General features: G+C 59.2%; 16 protein-coding genes and 1 pseudogene. 10 read left to right on the forward strand and 7 right to left on the reverse strand.

What is annotated here, in order from left to right; translation table 11 throughout:
• Positions 1-28 precede the first annotated feature (28 nt).
• From IC231_RS14430 to IC231_RS14440, 3 genes are all read left to right on the forward strand, one after another.
• Positions 29-931: a transketolase gene (locus tag IC231_RS14430; protein ID WP_185889577.1), complete on the forward strand. Its 903-nt coding sequence runs from the start codon at positions 29-31 to the stop codon at positions 929-931.
• Between the two features lie 303 nt (positions 932-1,234).
• Positions 1,235-2,641 (forward strand): vWA domain-containing protein, encoded by a 1,407-nt coding sequence (locus IC231_RS14435; RefSeq protein ID WP_211539077.1) that lies wholly within the window; start codon positions 1,235-1,237, stop codon positions 2,639-2,641.
• Between the two features lie 165 nt (positions 2,642-2,806).
• Positions 2,807-3,763: a transketolase family protein gene (locus IC231_RS14440; RefSeq protein WP_190785212.1), complete on the forward strand. Its 957-nt coding sequence runs from the start codon at positions 2,807-2,809 to the stop codon at positions 3,761-3,763.
• Positions 3,764-3,836: 73 nt separating this feature from the next.
• Here the strand turns inward: IC231_RS14440 and IC231_RS14445 are convergent, their stop codons facing one another.
• Both IC231_RS14445 and IC231_RS20450 read right to left on the reverse strand, forming a co-directional pair.
• Positions 3,837-4,430 (reverse strand): hypothetical protein, encoded by a 594-nt coding sequence (locus IC231_RS14445; RefSeq protein WP_190785213.1) that lies wholly within the window; start codon positions 4,428-4,430, stop codon positions 3,837-3,839.
• A 52-nt stretch (positions 4,431-4,482) separates the two neighbouring features.
• Positions 4,483-5,855: pseudogene (locus tag IC231_RS20450) on the reverse strand (chloride channel protein).
• 266 nt (positions 5,856-6,121) lie between these two features.
• On the opposite strand from IC231_RS20450, the gene IC231_RS14455 reads away from it, so the two are divergent.
• Positions 6,122-6,265 (forward strand): hypothetical protein, encoded by a 144-nt coding sequence (locus IC231_RS14455; protein ID WP_190785214.1) that lies wholly within the window; start codon positions 6,122-6,124, stop codon positions 6,263-6,265.
• 30 nt (positions 6,266-6,295) lie between these two features.
• Here the strand turns inward: IC231_RS14455 and IC231_RS14460 are convergent, their stop codons facing one another.
• From IC231_RS14460 to IC231_RS14470, 3 genes are all read right to left on the reverse strand, one after another.
• Complete coding sequence (locus IC231_RS14460; protein ID WP_190785215.1) at positions 6,296-6,886, reverse strand: hypothetical protein; 591 nt, start codon at positions 6,884-6,886, stop codon at positions 6,296-6,298.
• Positions 6,887-7,031: 145 nt separating this feature from the next.
• Positions 7,032-7,682: a zinc ribbon domain-containing protein gene (locus tag IC231_RS14465; RefSeq protein WP_190785216.1), complete on the reverse strand. Its 651-nt coding sequence runs from the start codon at positions 7,680-7,682 to the stop codon at positions 7,032-7,034.
• Between the two features lie 254 nt (positions 7,683-7,936).
• Positions 7,937-10,210, reverse strand: a complete 2,274-nt coding sequence (locus IC231_RS14470) for a DUF5060 domain-containing protein (RefSeq protein WP_190785217.1) — start codon at positions 10,208-10,210, stop codon at positions 7,937-7,939.
• 178 nt (positions 10,211-10,388) lie between these two features.
• On the opposite strand from IC231_RS14470, the gene IC231_RS14475 reads away from it, so the two are divergent.
• Complete coding sequence (locus IC231_RS14475) at positions 10,389-11,123, forward strand: DUF481 domain-containing protein (protein ID WP_190785218.1); 735 nt, start codon at positions 10,389-10,391, stop codon at positions 11,121-11,123.
• Positions 11,124-11,129: 6 nt separating this feature from the next.
• Here the strand turns inward: IC231_RS14475 and IC231_RS14480 are convergent, their stop codons facing one another.
• Complete coding sequence (locus IC231_RS14480) at positions 11,130-11,912, reverse strand: hypothetical protein (protein WP_190785219.1); 783 nt, start codon at positions 11,910-11,912, stop codon at positions 11,130-11,132.
• 139 nt (positions 11,913-12,051) lie between these two features.
• On the opposite strand from IC231_RS14480, the gene IC231_RS14485 reads away from it, so the two are divergent.
• From IC231_RS14485 to IC231_RS14500, 4 genes are all read left to right on the forward strand, one after another.
• The gene (locus tag IC231_RS14485) at positions 12,052-12,594 is read left to right on the forward strand and encodes an RNA polymerase sigma factor (RefSeq protein WP_190785220.1); all 543 of its coding nucleotides are present in this window, start codon (positions 12,052-12,054) and stop codon (positions 12,592-12,594) included.
• A gap of 98 nt (positions 12,595-12,692) precedes the next feature.
• The gene (locus IC231_RS14490; RefSeq protein WP_190785221.1) at positions 12,693-13,154 is read left to right on the forward strand and encodes a hypothetical protein; all 462 of its coding nucleotides are present in this window, start codon (positions 12,693-12,695) and stop codon (positions 13,152-13,154) included.
• 33 nt (positions 13,155-13,187) lie between these two features.
• Entirely contained in the window at positions 13,188-13,658 is a 471-nt protein-coding gene (locus IC231_RS14495; RefSeq protein WP_190785222.1) for a hypothetical protein, read from the forward strand.
• A 92-nt stretch (positions 13,659-13,750) separates the two neighbouring features.
• Positions 13,751-14,965 carry an aspartate aminotransferase family protein gene (locus tag IC231_RS14500; RefSeq protein WP_190785223.1) on the forward strand — a complete coding sequence of 405 codons (1,215 nt, stop codon included), beginning with the start codon at positions 13,751-13,753 and terminating at the stop codon, positions 14,963-14,965.
• Positions 14,966-15,069: 104 nt separating this feature from the next.
• On the opposite strand, the gene IC231_RS14505 is transcribed toward IC231_RS14500, so the two are convergent.
• Entirely contained in the window at positions 15,070-15,507 is a 438-nt protein-coding gene (locus IC231_RS14505) for a tellurite resistance TerB family protein (RefSeq protein WP_190785224.1), read from the reverse strand.
• Between the two features lie 250 nt (positions 15,508-15,757).
• Between IC231_RS14505 and pfkA the strand changes: the two genes are divergently transcribed.
• Positions 15,758-16,729 (forward strand): 6-phosphofructokinase, encoded by a 972-nt coding sequence (gene pfkA / locus IC231_RS14510; protein ID WP_185889977.1) that lies wholly within the window; start codon positions 15,758-15,760, stop codon positions 16,727-16,729.
• Positions 16,730-16,826: the final 97 nt, after the last annotated feature.

Genomic DNA, 16,826 nt, shown 5'->3' on the forward strand with positions numbered 1-16,826 from the left:
TCACCATCACCTTTCCTTTCTGAATCTCATGTCGCAGGTCACGCCCCTCGCTCCTACCCCCGAAACGCATGCTCCTTCCGCCACCACCTCGGTAGCTGAGCTGAAACAGATTGCCGCGCAGGTGCGCCGCGACATCGTGCGCATGGTACACGCTGTCAATTCGGGCCATCCCGGCGGTTCGCTCGGCTGCACCGACCTGCTGGTGGCGCTGTATTTCAAGGTGATGAAGCACACGCCCCAGCCGTTTGATATGGACGGCACCGGGCAGGACCTGTTTTTCCTTTCCAACGGTCACATTTCGCCGGTTTTCTACTCGGTACTGGCCCGCTCGGGCTACTTCCCGGTGAGCGAGCTGTCCACATTCCGTAAGCTGAACTCACGGTTGCAGGGCCACCCCGCCACCCACGAGCACCTGCCCGGCATTCGGGTAGCGTCCGGCTCGTTGGGCCAGGGCCTGAGCGTGGCCGTAGGTGCCGCCCAAGCCAAGAAGCTCAACAACGACGACCGCACAGTGTACGTGCTGATGGGCGACGGTGAGCTGGAAGAAGGCCAGGTGTGGGAAGCGGCCATGTACGCCCCGCATCACAAGGTCAATAACCTGATTGCCTTCGTAGACCGCAACGGCCAGCAGATTGACGGTCCCACCGAGAAAATCGGGGGCCTCGGCGACCTGCGCGCCAAGTTTGAGGCCTTCAACTGGCAGGTAGTGGAAACCGATGGCAACGACTTGGAGAAACTGCTGGCGACCATCGAGGAAGCGCAGGGCCTGCTCAGCAACGGACGCCCCGTAATGGTGCTCATGGACACGCAGATGGGCTACGGCGTCGATTTCATGATGGGCTCGCACAAGTGGCACGGCGTGGCCCCAAACGACGAGCAGCTGGAAAAAGCCCTGCAGCAACTCATCGTCGATACGGCTTCAGACTACTAGGCTGGACGAAACAGCAATGCAAGAACTGCTTCGCCCTGCGGTCTATAGGGGAATTTTATGTACCCTTTGGATTGCAGGCGCGGTACTGCTCACAAGGGCCCTAGATGATACTTCCAGTCTGGGAATATGTATTCTCCTTTTCTTTCTTGCTTTTGCCTTGGGAAAGTGGACCGAAAAAAAAGCTACCAAGCTCAGATTGATTGTTTTGTCAGGTTCCGTTGCCTTGATACTTGCTGTAGCTCTAATTTCCTGAAAGCAGCAAGAACATCTAATTAAAGCTCAACGGTCACCTTTTAACTCCCTATGAATAAGCGCATGTCCTGGGTAGGGTGTTGGGTATTGCTGGCTGCGTTGTGGCTGGCGGTTCCGACCCATGCCCAGAACGTGCCGCCGGCCAAGCCGCGCGTCACGCGCATCCTGTTTCTGCTGGATGCCTCGGGCTCGATGCTGGCGCCCTGGGAAGGCCGGCCGCGCATGGAGGTGGCCAAGAGTCTGCTGGCCAAAATGGTGGACTCGCTCAACGCCTACCCCAACCTGGAGCTGGGACTGCGCGCCTACGGGCACATGCACGGACGCGAGGAAAACAACTGCGAAGACTCGAAGCTAGAAGTGCCGTTTGCGCCGAAGAATGCCGGTGCTATCAAGGCCCGGCTCAAGTCCATCGAGCCGAAGGGCAACACGCCCATTACCTACTCGCTGCTCCAGTCGGCCGGCGACTTCCCAACTGATAAAACAGCGCGCAACGTCCTGATTTTGATAACTGACGGCCTCGAATCGTGCAAGGGCGACCCGTGCGCTACGTCGGTGGCACTGCAGCGCAAGCACGTGTTTCTCAAGCCGTTTGTGATTGGAATCGGGGCCGAACGGGAGTTTGGCAAGCAGCTTGAATGCCTGGGCCAATACTACAACGCCGCCGACGTCAAGACCTTCCGCACCATTCTCAACGATGTAGTGGCGCAGACGCTGGCCAAAACCACTGTGGCTATCAACCTGACGGATGCGGGCGGTAAGCCGGTGGAGTCGAACGTGAACATGACGTTTCTCAACAACATCACCGGTCAGCCCGAATACAACTACGTGCACTACCGCGACACCCAAGGCAAACCCGATGCCCTCGACATCGACGCGCTGCAGAGCTACGATTTGGTGATAAATACGGTGCCGCCCGTGCGGCAGGAAAACCTGCCCATTAAGCCCGGCAAGGCCAACGTACTAACCTACAAAACGCCCCAAGGCACGCTCTGGCTACAAAGCCCCAACATGACGGCCAACCCCTACGGCAAGGTGCAGGCCGTGGTGCGGGCCCGAGGAAGCGCGGCTACCGTGGTGGCTCTGCCCTTCGGGACGCGGCAGAAGCTGCTGGCCGGCGACTACGAAGTGGAGGTGCTGACCTTGCCCCGCCAGACGCACCGCCTCACGGTGAAACAGGGCCGGGAAGCCACCATTACGTATCTGGCCCCCGGCACGCTCAACATCATTTCGGACCTGAAAGGCTACGGCAGCATCTACGCTCTCAACGACGACGAAACCCAGACGTGGGTGTACAACCTGCCCGATGGCGGCAGCAGCAAAGTAAACGTGCCCATGCAGCCGGGTGCCTACCGGCTCATCTTCCGCACCACCAACGCCACCGGCAGCAAGTTCACCGACGTGCGCAACTTCACCATCCGCTCGGGCCAGACCAGCTCGGTGAGCATTTTCGGGAAGTGATAGAGCGCACCGAGAATTACTCCAACAAAAGGCTGTCATGCTGAGCGCAGCAGAAGCATCTCTACCGCTTCGTCCTCACGGCAGAATTAGCCAGAGGTAGAGATGCTTCGACCCCGCTCAGCATGACAGACTAAATAACGACAAAGGACCCTACAACCCTCCATAATGAAAGACTTTCCCTACACCGAATCGAAGGACACGCGCAGCGGCTTTGGGGCCGGCCTGCAGGAACTGGGCCGCACCAACCCCAACGTAGTGGCCCTGTGCGCCGACCTGATTGGCTCGCTCAAAATGGACGCCTTCATCAAGGACAACCCCGAGCGTTTCTTCCAGGTGGGCATTGCCGAAGCCAACATGATGGGCCTGGCCGCCGGCCTCACCATTGGGGGCAAGATTCCCTTCACGGGCACCTTCGCCAACTTCAGCACGGGCCGCGTGTATGACCAGATCCGGCAGAGCATTGCGTATTCCAACAAAAACGTGAAGATCTGCGCTTCGCACGCCGGCCTCACGCTGGGCGAAGACGGCGCCACGCACCAGATTTTGGAAGACGTGGGCATGATGAAAATGCTGCCTCACATGACGGTCATCAACCCCTGCGACTACAACCAGACCAAAGCCGCTACCATCGCCATTGCCGACCACGAAGGCCCGGTATACCTGCGCTTCGGCCGCCCGGTGGTGCCCAACTTCACGCCCGCCGACCAGGAGTTTAAGATTGGGGAAGGCATTGTGCTGAACGAGGGTGCCGACGTGAGCATCTTCGCCACCGGCCACCTCGTCTGGAAAGCTATTCTGGCGGGCAAGCTGCTGGCCGAGAAAGGCATCAACGCCGAAATTATCAACATCCACACCATCAAGCCGCTGGATGCACGCCTGATTCTGGAATCGGCGCGCAAAACACGTTGCGTGGTGACGGCCGAAGAGCACCAGATGAACGGTGGCCTCGGCGACTCCATCGCGCAGCTGCTGGCCCGCGAGGAGCCCCTGCCCTTGGAGATGGTAGCCGTCAACGACTCCTTTGGCGAGTCCGGCACGCCCGACCAGTTGATGGAGAAATACGGCCTCAACGAGCACGCCATTGTGGCCGCCGTGGAGAAGGTAATGGCCCGCCGGAAGTAGGTTTTAACGACTTCTATATATACCACAACGCCCCGGCTGCAGCAAGTGCAACCGGGGCGTTGTGTTTACTCATTCAATCAAGCCAGATTTCATCCACTCTACGGACATTCAGATTTTCAGCTTCGTTTCTTGGGCCGTAGCTCACAAAGCGAATACCATTGCCGTATCGAAGAATGGTATACCGCTTTTCCGTTTTCTCTCCCCTATCTACACTCCAGCCATAAACGTACGGTATCACTCTTCTGGTCTGAGTTGTGTCTAAAGGGCCATACCGGCTAATGACATCCGCAAAGGTATTAGCTGGAGAAATACCTTTGAAAGTAGTTATTGATGATTTTGGTCTGAACTGTATACCGCTTATTGTCTGCTGGCCCTCGGGCTTTTCCGCCGTTTCTATGGCAAACTGAACACCGTCTCTTTGGTATTCCAGAATGTAGCCATAGATAACCTGATACGAACCAGTTCCACCATCGCGCCACTTGGCGTGAAATTGCCGGATCATTTTCCCTTTTCTATAACTACTGCCCATTATCCGCCTGATATCCTCTAATGTTGACTTGCCCACCTGTAATCCTCGGTACAGCGAGTCGCCCTGGAGCACCGTTTGGCCGTGAGCTGTTGCTGCAAATGCAGTAACCCCCACAAATAGCACTATCCTATTTATCATTCTGGCAAAGGCTTGATAGCATAATGATTACCTGATTATCCCCCAAACTACGCTATTCCCTCTTGTTTTCTACAGTTCTCGCCTGCTCCTCCGTGCGGTGGATTTCCTGGATGTACTGCACCTTGAGCTGGTCGTAGAAGGAGTGGCGGGTGACGAGGTTGGATACCAAGTTAGCCAGCAGCGCCGTGAGCATCAGGTAGAAGATGATGTTGTGGCTGTTGGTCATTTCAATCACCAGGATGGACGAGGTGAACGGGCTGCGGGTGATGCCCGTCAGGAAGCCGGCCATACCGCAGAGCACCAGCAGGTTGGTGGCCGTATCGGAAAGGTACATCCACTCGGCCAGTACGGCCCCCATGCTGGCCCCGGCGCTCAGGGCGGGCGCAAAAACGCCGCCGGCCGCCCCCGTGGAGAAGGAAATAACCGGCCCGATAATGCGCAGCAGCGGCAGGTACCACGCCACGTGCTTGTCGGCGGTAAACAGCGTACTGACCATGATTTCCTTGCCCGATCCGAACACCTGTTCGCCAAAAGCCACGCCCAGCCCGGCAATCAGCAGCCCACCGGGTACAGCGCGCGTTGCAGGGGGCTGGTCAGGCGGGCTTTCTGGCGCAGCAGCCACAAAATGGCTTCGGCGGTGCTGCTGGCGGCAAACCCCGTGAGCACCGCCACCAGTATCACCACGAAGATAATCCAGATGGGCAGGTGGTCGAGCTTGGGGTAGCCCAGGTACAGGTAGGGCCCCAGCAGGTTGAGGGCCGTGAGGCCGGCAATGATAACGCCCGTGAGCAGGGCCGATTTGAAGTAGTTAAAATGCGTTTTGGTGATTTCCTCAATGGCAAACACGATACCGCCCAGCGGCGTGTTGAAGGCCGAGGCCAGCCCGGCCGCCGCCCCCGTTACCACCATGTTGCGCCGCGACACTTTAGGGTACCAGGCGGGCAGCCAGTCGTTGATTTTCTTGAAGATGGAGGCCGCAATCTGGATAGTCGGCCCCTCGCGCCCAATAACGGCCCCGCCCACCACCATCACCAGACTCGACAGGATTTTGACGAAGATGACGCGCAAACTCAGCAGCCGGCTCACCTTGTAGCGGTGGCGGGGATTGGTCAGGTCGATGGCGGCGCTGACCTGCGGAATGCCGCTGCCCCGCGAATACGGCGCATACCGCTGCACCAGCCACCAGCCCGCTAAAAAGCACAGCGGCGTAACGGCCAGAAACAGCCACGGCGACAGATGGTAAAGGTAGCGGGTGCCGGCTTCGGCCCAGCCAAACAGCTTGGCGTACAGCACCGCCACCAGCCCGGTAACGACGGCTCCCACCCAAAACGGCAGCGCGTTCAGCAGGTCGCGCTTGATGTGGTGGTTGGCAATGGCATCATAGCGGATTTTGAGCTGGCGGCGAAGCGAATCGGGTAGCGGCATGCAGGCGGGAACGAGGTAAAATCAACGGGTGAGTGACGGACACAGCGAAGGCCCGCGCGTCAAAGGTAGCCCTGCCCCATGAGGGTAGGATGAATGGCTACCAGCCTATGCTCCCGGCGGCCAGGCTACCTTTGCCCCGGAGCGGCCCTTCTGCTGTTCCCGTACTTATACGCGTATTTTTCCTTTTTTCGCTACCGCTGCTGCTACTGCTCGGTGGCGCGTCCCTACCGGCCCGGGCCCGAAGGCTGGCACCACCATCATCTGCTATGGCGGGCAGCTTCACGTTTGGCAAACAGGAGCTGCGGAAACGGCTGCTCAACGCCACGCCCTACTGCTGGACCGGAAGTAACAGCCTGCCGCCTACAGAAACGCCCCGGTTGCTGGTAGCAGCCGGGGCGTTTTTGGTGTAGAAGGGTTATTATCCGTTGCGCACGTTTTGCCTAGCCAACACCTGACTGCCACTTAGCTTTGTCCAACCGATTCGCTATCTGCATGCCGATATACTCACGTATATCCTCATATCTGTTTCGTCTATAATACTCGTTCCAGTAGCTTATTACTCTACTTTTCGTTTTATCCCAATATTCGGTATTTTTCACAATGAATGCTATGTAATTATCTACTGTATTACTATTAATAACTTTATCAGCCACAAATAGAATTTCAATTACATATTCCCCTAACAGGCTCACTACGAAAGGAGTAATAAAATATTCATTTATATCTACAAGACGCTCCAAGCATTTTTGTCGTACAAACCCGTTGTGATGCCGCAAGAAAAGACAATTAAGGATTGCCTGCTGAACAGCAGACAACATACTTGTTGCTTCTTCCAGTGGCAACTCTGAATAAATCCGCCCGGGAATAGTCAGCTTTTGCCCAAGCAGAGATACTTCTTGGTGCAGGCTTGGATGCAGGTCAAGATTTCTGTTGAGCAAAAAATCTGCTACTACTTCGGCGTCTTGTTGCAGATAATCGGGGAAAGCAGCAACAATTCTTTGCCTGTTTATTTTTGATATTTCTGCAGACAATTACATTCCGAATAAACTGTAAACAGTATAATGCACTGTATCAGCGTTTGAAATTTTTTCCACCAAACAGATTACTACACCTGAAGCAAATTAATTTCCGATTTACTCTCTTTTGCCGAATAATAAACGGTTGTGGCCCGGAAATCTACTGCTTCCCGCCGCACTCGGCGCAGAACCGTTGCTCGGGTTTCACGGTGGCGCCACAGTCACCGCAGAATTTGTCTTTCGCCTGGGCGGTGGCGTTGGGCGCGCCGCAGCTCGGGCAGAACTTCTGGCCGGGGGCCAGCTTGGTCTGGCAGTTAGGGCACTGCACTAGGCCACCGGTATTAAGGAAATCAAGGCCCTTCGTGTAGTCCTGCTCCCGCGTTTTGGTGCGGATTTGCTCGCTGGCAGCCTGGCGCTGCTGGGCGGCCAGCTCTTCGTGCTCATCGGGGGCGCAGCCTTCGCAGAGGCTGGCGCTGTGGTTCCAGCACACATCGGGGCACACCCAGTTGCCGCAGCGGGTGCACTGCTTAAAGTAGGCTTTGCCTTCCTGCACGGCCTTTTCCAGCGCCGAGTCGTGGGCTTTGCCGCCGATGGCACGCTGCACGTGGTAGGCGGCGCTGCCGGCGCTGGAGAAGCTGCCGCCAAACAGGCTGCCCGCCGCCCGCATCAGCTCCCCGGCAATGCCAATGGCATTGGGCTGAAAGCGCGACATGTGGCCGTTGCGGCATTTGTCGCAGTAGAATTTGAACTGAAAGCCTTTGTCAGTTGATAAGTCGTCGTGGTTGGCCACGAACTGAATCATGCTGCTCATAGTGAACAAGGAGGAGTAGAGGCCTAAAAATAGTATTTCTCTATTTCCGATTCGCTATCCTGAGCCCGGCGGCTTCAGGCGCCTCTGCTGTTTGCCGGCCCGTCCGCTCCCAACACCCCGCTGGCACCATCTTCCACTACGCCGGGCCGCTTCCTGCCTCAGCCTACGCCGGGAAGCTTAAACCGGACGCTGTTTTCAGCAGCAGCAGCGAAAAACTCCTGAAAAAACACTGCATTGCACCTGCCAAACACGCTCTATCGCCGAACTGGTGCTTTGGCCGGTTTCCGTGCCGGGGGCGCGGCGGGCTTCCTGGCTGGCACTTTAGGGGTTGTCTTCAGCGGCGCTTTTGGCGGTGCGGTCGGCTCCGGCAGCCACGTGGCCTTGAAGCCGTAGTCGGGGGCGAAGGGCGGGGTGCCAAGCGGGCGGAGCGGCGGCACCGTAAACGTGAGCTGCCCCTCAACAGCCCGCACTTCTGTGGTAAACTGCGCAATGACGCCCCCCTGGGCCTGCCGGCCGCCGCGGCTAAGCGCATAAAACGGGTAAGTGCTGAAAAATTCGAGGCGGTAGCGCCCCGGCCGCGCCATGCCCGGAATGGTGACTTGCTGGCCCACCAGCGCCGGAATACTGTCGGGGGTGCTGGGCTGGTTGTCGTTGAGGCGCTGGCAGGAAGTATCCGTAAACGAGCCCGCCAGATGGGGCAGCTTATACCAGTAGTTGTGGCGGTTATGCACCCAGCCTACTACCCGGGCCGGGCTGCGCAGCGCAAACACTTCCAGCGCGGCGCTGGAAGTGGCAGCCCCGGCAGGCTCCAGGGCGGCATTCTGCCCGCTTTCTTTGTCTACGGCCCACAGCGGCACACAATTGCCGGGCGTTGTCGGCTGGTGCGGGGCATCTTTGGGTCCGGCCACCCCCGGGCAGGCACTGGCAAGCGGCTCGTAGGCTTCGCTGAAGATGGGGCAGCCGGCCAGAAACTGCTGAAGCGGCCGGAAATAGTGGTACTGCCCGCCCGAGCACAGGCCCAGCACCTGGTTGGACCACCAGTACGTGGCGGCCCCGCCCGAGCCGTTGAACGTCGAGGACCACAGCGTATTGTGCATTTCGTTCAGGTCGTGGTACTTGAGGCCGGCCGGGTACTGACCGGCCGTGAAGCTGGAGCTGTTGTACCAGCATGGCTTCTCGATGCCCAGCGCAAATTCGGCCAGCTGATAGGGCTTGCCCGGATACAAAGCCGCTGCCCGGCGGGCCAGAAAGGCCCGCTGGTGCTCTACGCTCAGGTCGGAGCTGTAGTAGTGGTCCTGCACATAGTCCAGCTCCCTGGATTGGTAGAGCGGTTGCCCGTCGGGGCCCGGATACTGGCTGCTGAAGGCGTAGCCCAGGTTGCTGGTGTAGAGATGCTGCGGGGCCAGCGTCCGGGCATAGGCTATCATCTCATCTACCCAGCCCCCCACCCGTGCCGAGTTGCCGGGACTCCAGAAGTTGTCGGCGTTGCCGGAGCCGTACAGATCGGCTTCGTTCATCATTTCCAGCCCCAGCACGGCCGGCGAATAGCCCCAGCGGGCCAGCACGTACCGGATGCGCTGCCGGAACAGCTGCCGGCTGAGCGAATCCGTGAAAAAGTGCAGCGAGGACGCGCCGGGCGCCAGCACCTGGCGGTACGGGTGCTTCCGCCACGCGTGCCCGAACTCGTCGGAATCGAAGAGCTCGGCGGCAATGGCTACGGCCATCTGCAGGTAGATGCGGCGGCGAGCGGCCAGCTCCACCAGGGCATCCAGGTCGTAGGCGCGGTTCTGGCGGGTGTCGTAGCGGCCGGGCGGGTCCCCGGGTCCCTCGGGGCTGAACTGACCATGCGCCAGCATGAGGCGGGCAAAATTACCGCCGTTGTCGGCAATGCGGTTGATACCTTTTTGCACATCCAGGTAGGGCAGCCGGCTGTAGTGGTCTTCCACTTCGTAATTGACCACGTTCATGCCCAGCGGAAAAAACACCTGTCCGTCGGCGAAGGCGAAATTGCGGCCGTTGGGATGCACCTGCACAAAACCGGGGTTGGCCGCAGCGGCCACCGTGAAGTACATGGGCGCGCTGGCCACGCTGGTATCGGCGTGGCGCACGAGCAGGCGGTAGCTCCAGCGGCCGGCCTGCGGCGGGGCAAACCGGATGCGCCATGGCAGCCGCGTGGCTACCGGCGTGAGGTAGCGCGGGTCTTCGGGGCAGGTGGAGCAGTAGTAGCAGGTGTCGTTGGCCTGGCGGGGCGGCGGGCCGCAGGTGGTGCAGCGCCGGAAATCCTGGTACCAGAAGCCCGGCGCCCTGTACACCTTCCCGTCCGGCGACACAAACTCGGCCCCGACCGTAATTTCGGCCGGATCGTAGGGGTTGCGCACCTGCCCTGCTTCCAGCGCCAACCCTATTTCCAGCTTCTGCAGCCGCGTAGGCGGAGCCGTGCCCACCAGGCGCTGCTCCGTAATGCGTAGCGCCCGGGCAGACGAATTTCCCAGGCAGAAATAGCACAGAACAAGAAACAGGCAACGCATAAGAACAGCAGTATCGGGTAGCATTTTGCAGGCCGTAGCGGGCCCAAGCTACCCATTATGCACCGAAGCGCAGACCTTCGGCGGCAGCCAAAGCAGAATCATTTCCCACTTTTGCCGGCTCATGTTTCCGTTGAAGAGCAGGCCTGGTGGCTGCTCTTTGCTTTTGCCTGGCTGTTGAATGCGTGTACCTACCCAACTGATTCTTCTGTTTCCGCTGCTGCTTTTACTCCCGTTCGGGGCCTACGCCCAGCGCCCCGATACCACCATCATCCGGTATGGCGGGCAGCTGACGGGCCAGTACACGTCGGGCGGCGTAAACCGGACGCTGCTCACGACCACGCACAACGTCACGCTGCTACGCGGCAAGCACTTTGGGGCGCCGGTGAATGGCAGCTTCTCGTACGGCAAGCAGGAAAAGCTGCTCAAAGAGCGGGAATTCCTGTTCAATGCCACGCCCTACTACTGGAAGGGCCACTTCCGGGCCTACGGCATCGGGGGCTACGAGCGGAGCAACCTGCGCGGCATTACGGGGCGCGTGCAACTGGGCCTGGGGCCGGGATGGGCGTTCTACTCCGATTCGCTGGGGCGCGAAGTGTCGCTGAGCAACCTGTTTATCCGGGAGGCCACCTACTTCCAGGACGGCTCGGAGCGCATCGTATCGCGCAGCTCCTTGCGGCTGAAGCTGGTGTACTCGTACCGGGTCTTTTCACTGAACTCCACTACCTTCTACCTCCCCAATCTCAGCGGCTTCACCGATTACCGCGTGAACCAGCTGACTTCGCTGGCCCTACGCTTCACGCCGCGCTTCGCCATCACGGCCAACTACCTCTACACCTTTGAGAGCCGCGTGCTGGAAGGCAAATCCCGCGACAACACCAACCTGACGCTGGGCGTGGCGTTCAGCACGAAGTAGCGCCCGTTATTTCCACCACTCCGCCTTTTCCTGGCGCCGGGCTTCGGCATCGTTGTCTGCCCAAGCCTGCCGATACGACTGCCAGCCGTTCGCCACGTATTTGTCGGCGGGGCTGAACTCCCCTGCGCCCTGGTCCAGGCCAGCCGCAGCCGGAATCCGGTGGTCGCCCCAGTTGCAGCGTTTCGTGAGGTTGGTTTTGTAGGATTGCCAGGTCCCGACGCATTGGTTGTTCGAGAAGGCATCGGCGTGCTGGCGCAGGTCGTCGTACTGCATCTTGCCGCTGCGGTCCAGGTACCAGTTGGTGCTCAGGATGCCTCTGAATACGCCCGCGCTCTGTTGGCCGGCTGGTTCCTTCAACTCATATTCGGCCAGCATCACGCCCGTCTTCACGGCCGGCACTGCCGCTCCATCCAGGCCCTCCGGCAGCGCAGCGGCCTCCCGCACGTGCAGCAGCCGGAACGTGCCCTCAAACGGCAGCAGGTTGTCCTTCACCTTCGATTTGCCGGTGACTGAGTAGCGCCCCGGCTGGCGCGGGTCGGGGCGGGCTGTGAGCAGCTTGATGCGTAGGCGCTGGTAGTCGTTGCCGATAAAGCCAAGGATATTCTCATTATCGGTTTTCAACCAGAGCGGGGAGAAGTCGTATCGGTGGTAGCGGCTGAGTTGCTCGACGGGTCGCAGGGCCTTATCGGCCAGCACCTGTCTGCGGTACTGCTCACTTTCCATCGGCATACTACTGCCAATAACCAGCGCCGCCACAGCCGCTGCCACTTCGACCTTTATGACAAACATCCGGAAATAGCTGGTAAGATGACTGCATAAATGTAATGGCCAGTCAGCATTTTCCTCCCGGCTCGTTAAACCTCCCGCTCCCGGCCGCCTCTAACCGGTCCGTGCCCGCCTCCCGCCGCTTCTAACCCGCTTCTTCTGCTTGGAAGACCAGGACATCCTCCTCAAATTCGCAGACCCGGCCTCCCGCAACGTGGCCTTCAACCAGCTGGTGCGCAAATACCAGACGAAGGTGTACTGGCACGTGCGCAAAATGGTCATCGACCACGACGACGCCGACGACCTCACGCAGGACGTGTTTGTGAAGGTATGGAAGCACCTGGAAAGCTTTCGGAAGGATGCTTCGCTTTACACCTGGATTTACCGCATTGCCACCAACGAATGCCTGAACTTCCTTTCCAGCAAGCGGCGCAAATTCTTCCTGCCCCTCAATGATGTAGCCGCCGAGTTGACCGCCAAAGTAGAAGCCGACCCTGCGCTGGCCGGCGACGATATTGAGCTGAAGCTGCAGAAAGCCATCCTCACGCTGCCCGACAAGCAGCGCCTCGTGTTCAACCTGCGCTACTACGACGAAATGCCCTACGAGCAGATGTCCGAAGTAACGGGTACCAGCGTAGGCGCGCTGAAAGCCTCTTACCACCACGCCGCCAAGAAGATAGAACACTACATCACGCAGTCTGATTGAGTTGCCGGCTGATCAGGCAGGCTAAGCCACCCTACCTGATCAGCCGGCAGCGCCTGTTACCGGATTAAACCTTGCGGCTCGGACCGCTTCTAAGTGCCATGAAAACACCATTTCGTCTGGACGACCACCCCCGCCGGCCGCAGCCGTTGGCCTCGCCCCCGGACGGCTACTTCGATCAGCTGCCGATGCGCGTGATGCAGCGCGTGCAGCCCGCTCCTGCTACGGGCCGCCGGCCGGTACCGGAGTGGCTGGCCGCTCTGTCGGCGCCGCTGCGCACGGCGCTGGCGGCCAGCGTCGTGCTGGGCGGCTTCGCGGCTTCGTTCCTCCTGAACCAACCCGGTCCGCTGCCTGCTACCAGCAGCGCTGCCGGTACGCTTGCCACTGTGCCCCGTACCGAGCTGGTAGAATACCTGCTGGCCAGCGAGCAGCGTGTTACGCTCAGCGACCTGGCTGAGCTGCCCACCACCGAGCAGGCTTTGCCCGAAGCCTACCTGCGTGCCTCGCCAGCCGAGGTGCAGGACCTGCTGGACATCCAACCCACCGAAGACCTCTATCTGTAAGCTGTTTTTGCCTTTCCTTTCGATTCTCTCCCAATGAATAATCTTCTCCGCAATCTGCTGTTGCTCTGCCTGCTGGCTACCGCACCGGCTATGGCTCAGAACGGGGGCCGCCAGGGTGGCCGCCTGAGCCAGCTCGAAAACGCCAGGATTGCCTACATCACCGAAAAGGTAGTCCTCACGCAGGACCAGGCCCAGCGGTTCTGGCCGGTCTACAACGAGTTTACGGCCAAACGCCGCGACCTGAGCCGCCGCATGCGCACCCTGCGCACCGACAATCCCGACGGCTTGTCCGATGTGCAGATCAAGGAAAATCTCACGCAGGCCCTGGCCCTTCGCCAGCAGGAAGTGAACCTGGAAAAAGAGTATTTCGATAAGTTTCAGAAGGTGCTCAGCATCCGGCAGGTAGGCAAGCTGTTCGTGGCCGAGCGGCAGTTTACCAAAGAGGTGCTGAAGCGCGTAGCCGACCGGCGCGGTGGCACACCGCCCGGCGGTCTTGAGGAATAAGTGAAAAAACGGCTGCTTCGGCGGCCGTTTTTGTTGGCTGGCAGGGTAGCGTGGGGTGCCACGCATGGCCTGGGGGTCCGTACCTTTGCCGGATGCTTACCACTCGCCAGCTTTTCCTGCGTCATCAAGCCCAGACCTCCGACTTTCCGCTGCTGCTGGAAATCGAGCGGGCCGAAGGTGTGTATATGTATGCCCCGGACGGCCGCCGCTACCTCGATTTGATTTCCGGTATCGGCGTCAGCAACATAGGCCACCGCCACCCGCGCGTAGTCGAGGCCATCAAGTACCAGGTGGATAAATACCTGCACCTGATGGTATATGGCGAACTGGTGCAGGCGCCGCCCGCGCAGCTGGCCCAGGCCCTGCACGAAACGCTGCCTCCCCACCTCGACACAGTCTATTTCACCAACTCCGGCACCGAGGCGGTGGAAGGTGCCCTGAAGCTGGCCAAGCGCCACACTGGCCGCACAGGCTTTATCAGTTGCCTGAATGCCTACCACGGCTCCACGCACGGCGCGCTCAGCATCACCGGTTCCGAAGGCTTTAAGAATTCCTACCGCCCCTTGCTGCCTGATGTCCGGCACTTCCGCTACAACAGCTTCGACGACCTGGCCCTGATTGACGAGCATACGGCGGCCGTCATTGTCGAAACCGTGCAGGGCGAGGCGGGCGTGCGGGTGCCTGAGCCGGGCTACCTGCCCGCCCTGCGCCGGCGCTGCAATGAGGTAGGAGCGCTACTAATTCTGGATGAAATTCAGTGTGGCTTCGGGCGCACCGGCAGTTTCTGGGCCTTCGAGCAGTTTGGCATTGAGCCGGATATTCTGCTGTGTGCCAAAGGCATGGGTGGCGGTATGCCCATCGGAGCCTTTATTTCCTCGCAGGAAATCATGGCCGGCTTCAAAACCAACCCCATCCTAGGCCACTGCACTACGTTTGGAGGCCATCCGGTGTCGTGCGCGGCGTCATTGGCCACGCTGCGCGTCATTCAGCAGGAAAACCTGCTGGCAGGCGTAGCCGAAAAAGCTGCCCGCTTCCGGCGGCAGCTGGTGCATCCGGCCATCCGGGCGGTGCGGGGCTGCGGTCTGCTGATGGCCGTGGAGTTCGACTCGTTTGAGGTGCTCAAGCCCATCATCGACCAAGCCCTTGAGCACGAAGGCATCCTCACCGATTGGTTTCTGTTCTGCGACAATTCGCTGCGGCTAGCCCCGCCGCTCATCATCACCGACACGGAAATCGACGAAGCCTGCGCGGCGCTGCTGCGGGCTATTTCGGCAGTTTGCGACGAGGCGCCGGCGGTGGCCCATTAAAGATGAAATCCGGCCGATGCCTCATAACAGCACGCCCCGGCCAGTACCCATCCGCTGCTGATGTCCTGGCCGGGGCGCTGCCCAAAAGGTATTGCCGGTGCTGGCTACTGTCTGATGCCTTTAAGAAAAGGCTGCGTTTCGGACTTAATGGTTTCCCGGTCCATTCCGTCTTTCACGCCTTGCGAAATCTGCTTCACCAGCAGGTTTACCACGTCTTTGCGGAAGCCCAGCTTTTCGGCCATTACGGTGCAGAAATTCATTTCGCTGTCGTCCACTATGCCGTCGGCCAGCATCATGTCCACCATGTCAAAAATCTGGTCGAACCGTTCCGAATCATTGTCGGGCACGACTAGGCGGTTAGTGCTGCTACTGGCTACTATGTTGCGGATTTCGTCGGCCCGCATGCCGTTTTTCTTGCCCACCGCTACAATAAAGCTCATTTCCCGCTCGTCCAGATGGCCATCGGCCTTAGCTAGTGCCGCCAGGTTCTGGATGTGACTCCTGATTTTGCGGGTCTGCTCGTTTTCAAAAAAACCAAACATAGGTGGGCACGGAGTAGGGAGCGGAAAAAGAACGAGAAAGCGGCTCGGCACAAGGCCGAAAGGGGAAGTTACTCGTCTGAGTGCTGGTTTCCAACAGGTCTGCTTACGTACACCCAAAAAAAACAGCTGGTCTTCCCCTCCAAAATTTCGCCCGGCAAGCAGAAATCAGCGGGTTTTCGGCATTGATTTGCCACCTTTGCCAGTTCCGTACTCCAGGTGAGTGCAGGAATGACTTTCGAGAAGCAGTATGATGAAGCGTATAGCAGTTTTCACCAGCGGCGGCGATGCACCCGGCATGAACGCCTGCGTCCGGGCCGTCGTGCGTACGGCCGTTTACCACGGCATTGAGGTTTATGGTATCATGCGCGGGTTCAGCGGCATGATCAAAGGCGAATTCGTGCGTCTCGACTCGGCCTCGGTAGCCAATACCATCCAGAAGGGCGGCACCATCCTCAAATCGGCCCGCAGCCAAAAATTCCTGACCAAGGAAGGTCGCCAGCAAGCTTTCGATCAGCTTGTTAACAATGGCATCGAAGGCCTCGTTGCCATCGGTGGCAACGGCACATTCACAGGTGCTTCCCTCTTCGAGCAGGAGTTCGGAATTCCGACGGTAGGCGCCCCCGGCACCATCGACAACGACCTCTACGGTACCGACTATACCATCGGCTACGACACGGCTGTAAATACGGCATTGGAGGCCATTGACAAGATTCGGGACACGGCTGACTCGCACGACCGGTGTTTCTTCGTGGAAGTAATGGGCCGCGACTCCGGCTATATTGCCATGCCCTGCGCCATTGGCGGCGGTGCCGAAATTGTGATGATTCCGGAAACGCAGATGTCGACGGAAGCGGTGATTGAGTCCTTGAAAAGTAGCTGGCGCCGCTCCAAAACCTCGTTTATTGTGGTGGTGGCTGAGGGCGAGGAAGAAGGCAACGCCCACACCGTGGCGCAACGCGTGAAGGAAGCCATTCCGGAACTCGATACCCGCGTGACCATCATCGGCCACATCCAGCGCGGTGGGGCTCCATCGGCCGCCGACCGGCTCCTTGCCTCCCAGATTGGCATTGCCGCTGTGGAAGGCCTACTGAACGGCATGCGCAACGTTATGGCCGGCATCGTAGACCGTAAACTCGTGTATACGCCCTTCACAGACACCATCAACAAGAAGAAGCTCATCAACCAGAGCTTCATGCGGATGGTGGAAATCCTGTCGGTTTAGAATCAGAAGGAAAATAACTTCGACCGTCATGCTGTGCGGCACCGAAGCGTCTCTACCGGAAAGTACTTATTACTTGGTTGGTAAAGACGCTTCGGTG

The organism is Hymenobacter duratus (genome assembly GCF_014698995.1).
GTDB lineage: Bacteria > Bacteroidota > Bacteroidia > Cytophagales > Hymenobacteraceae > Hymenobacter > Hymenobacter duratus.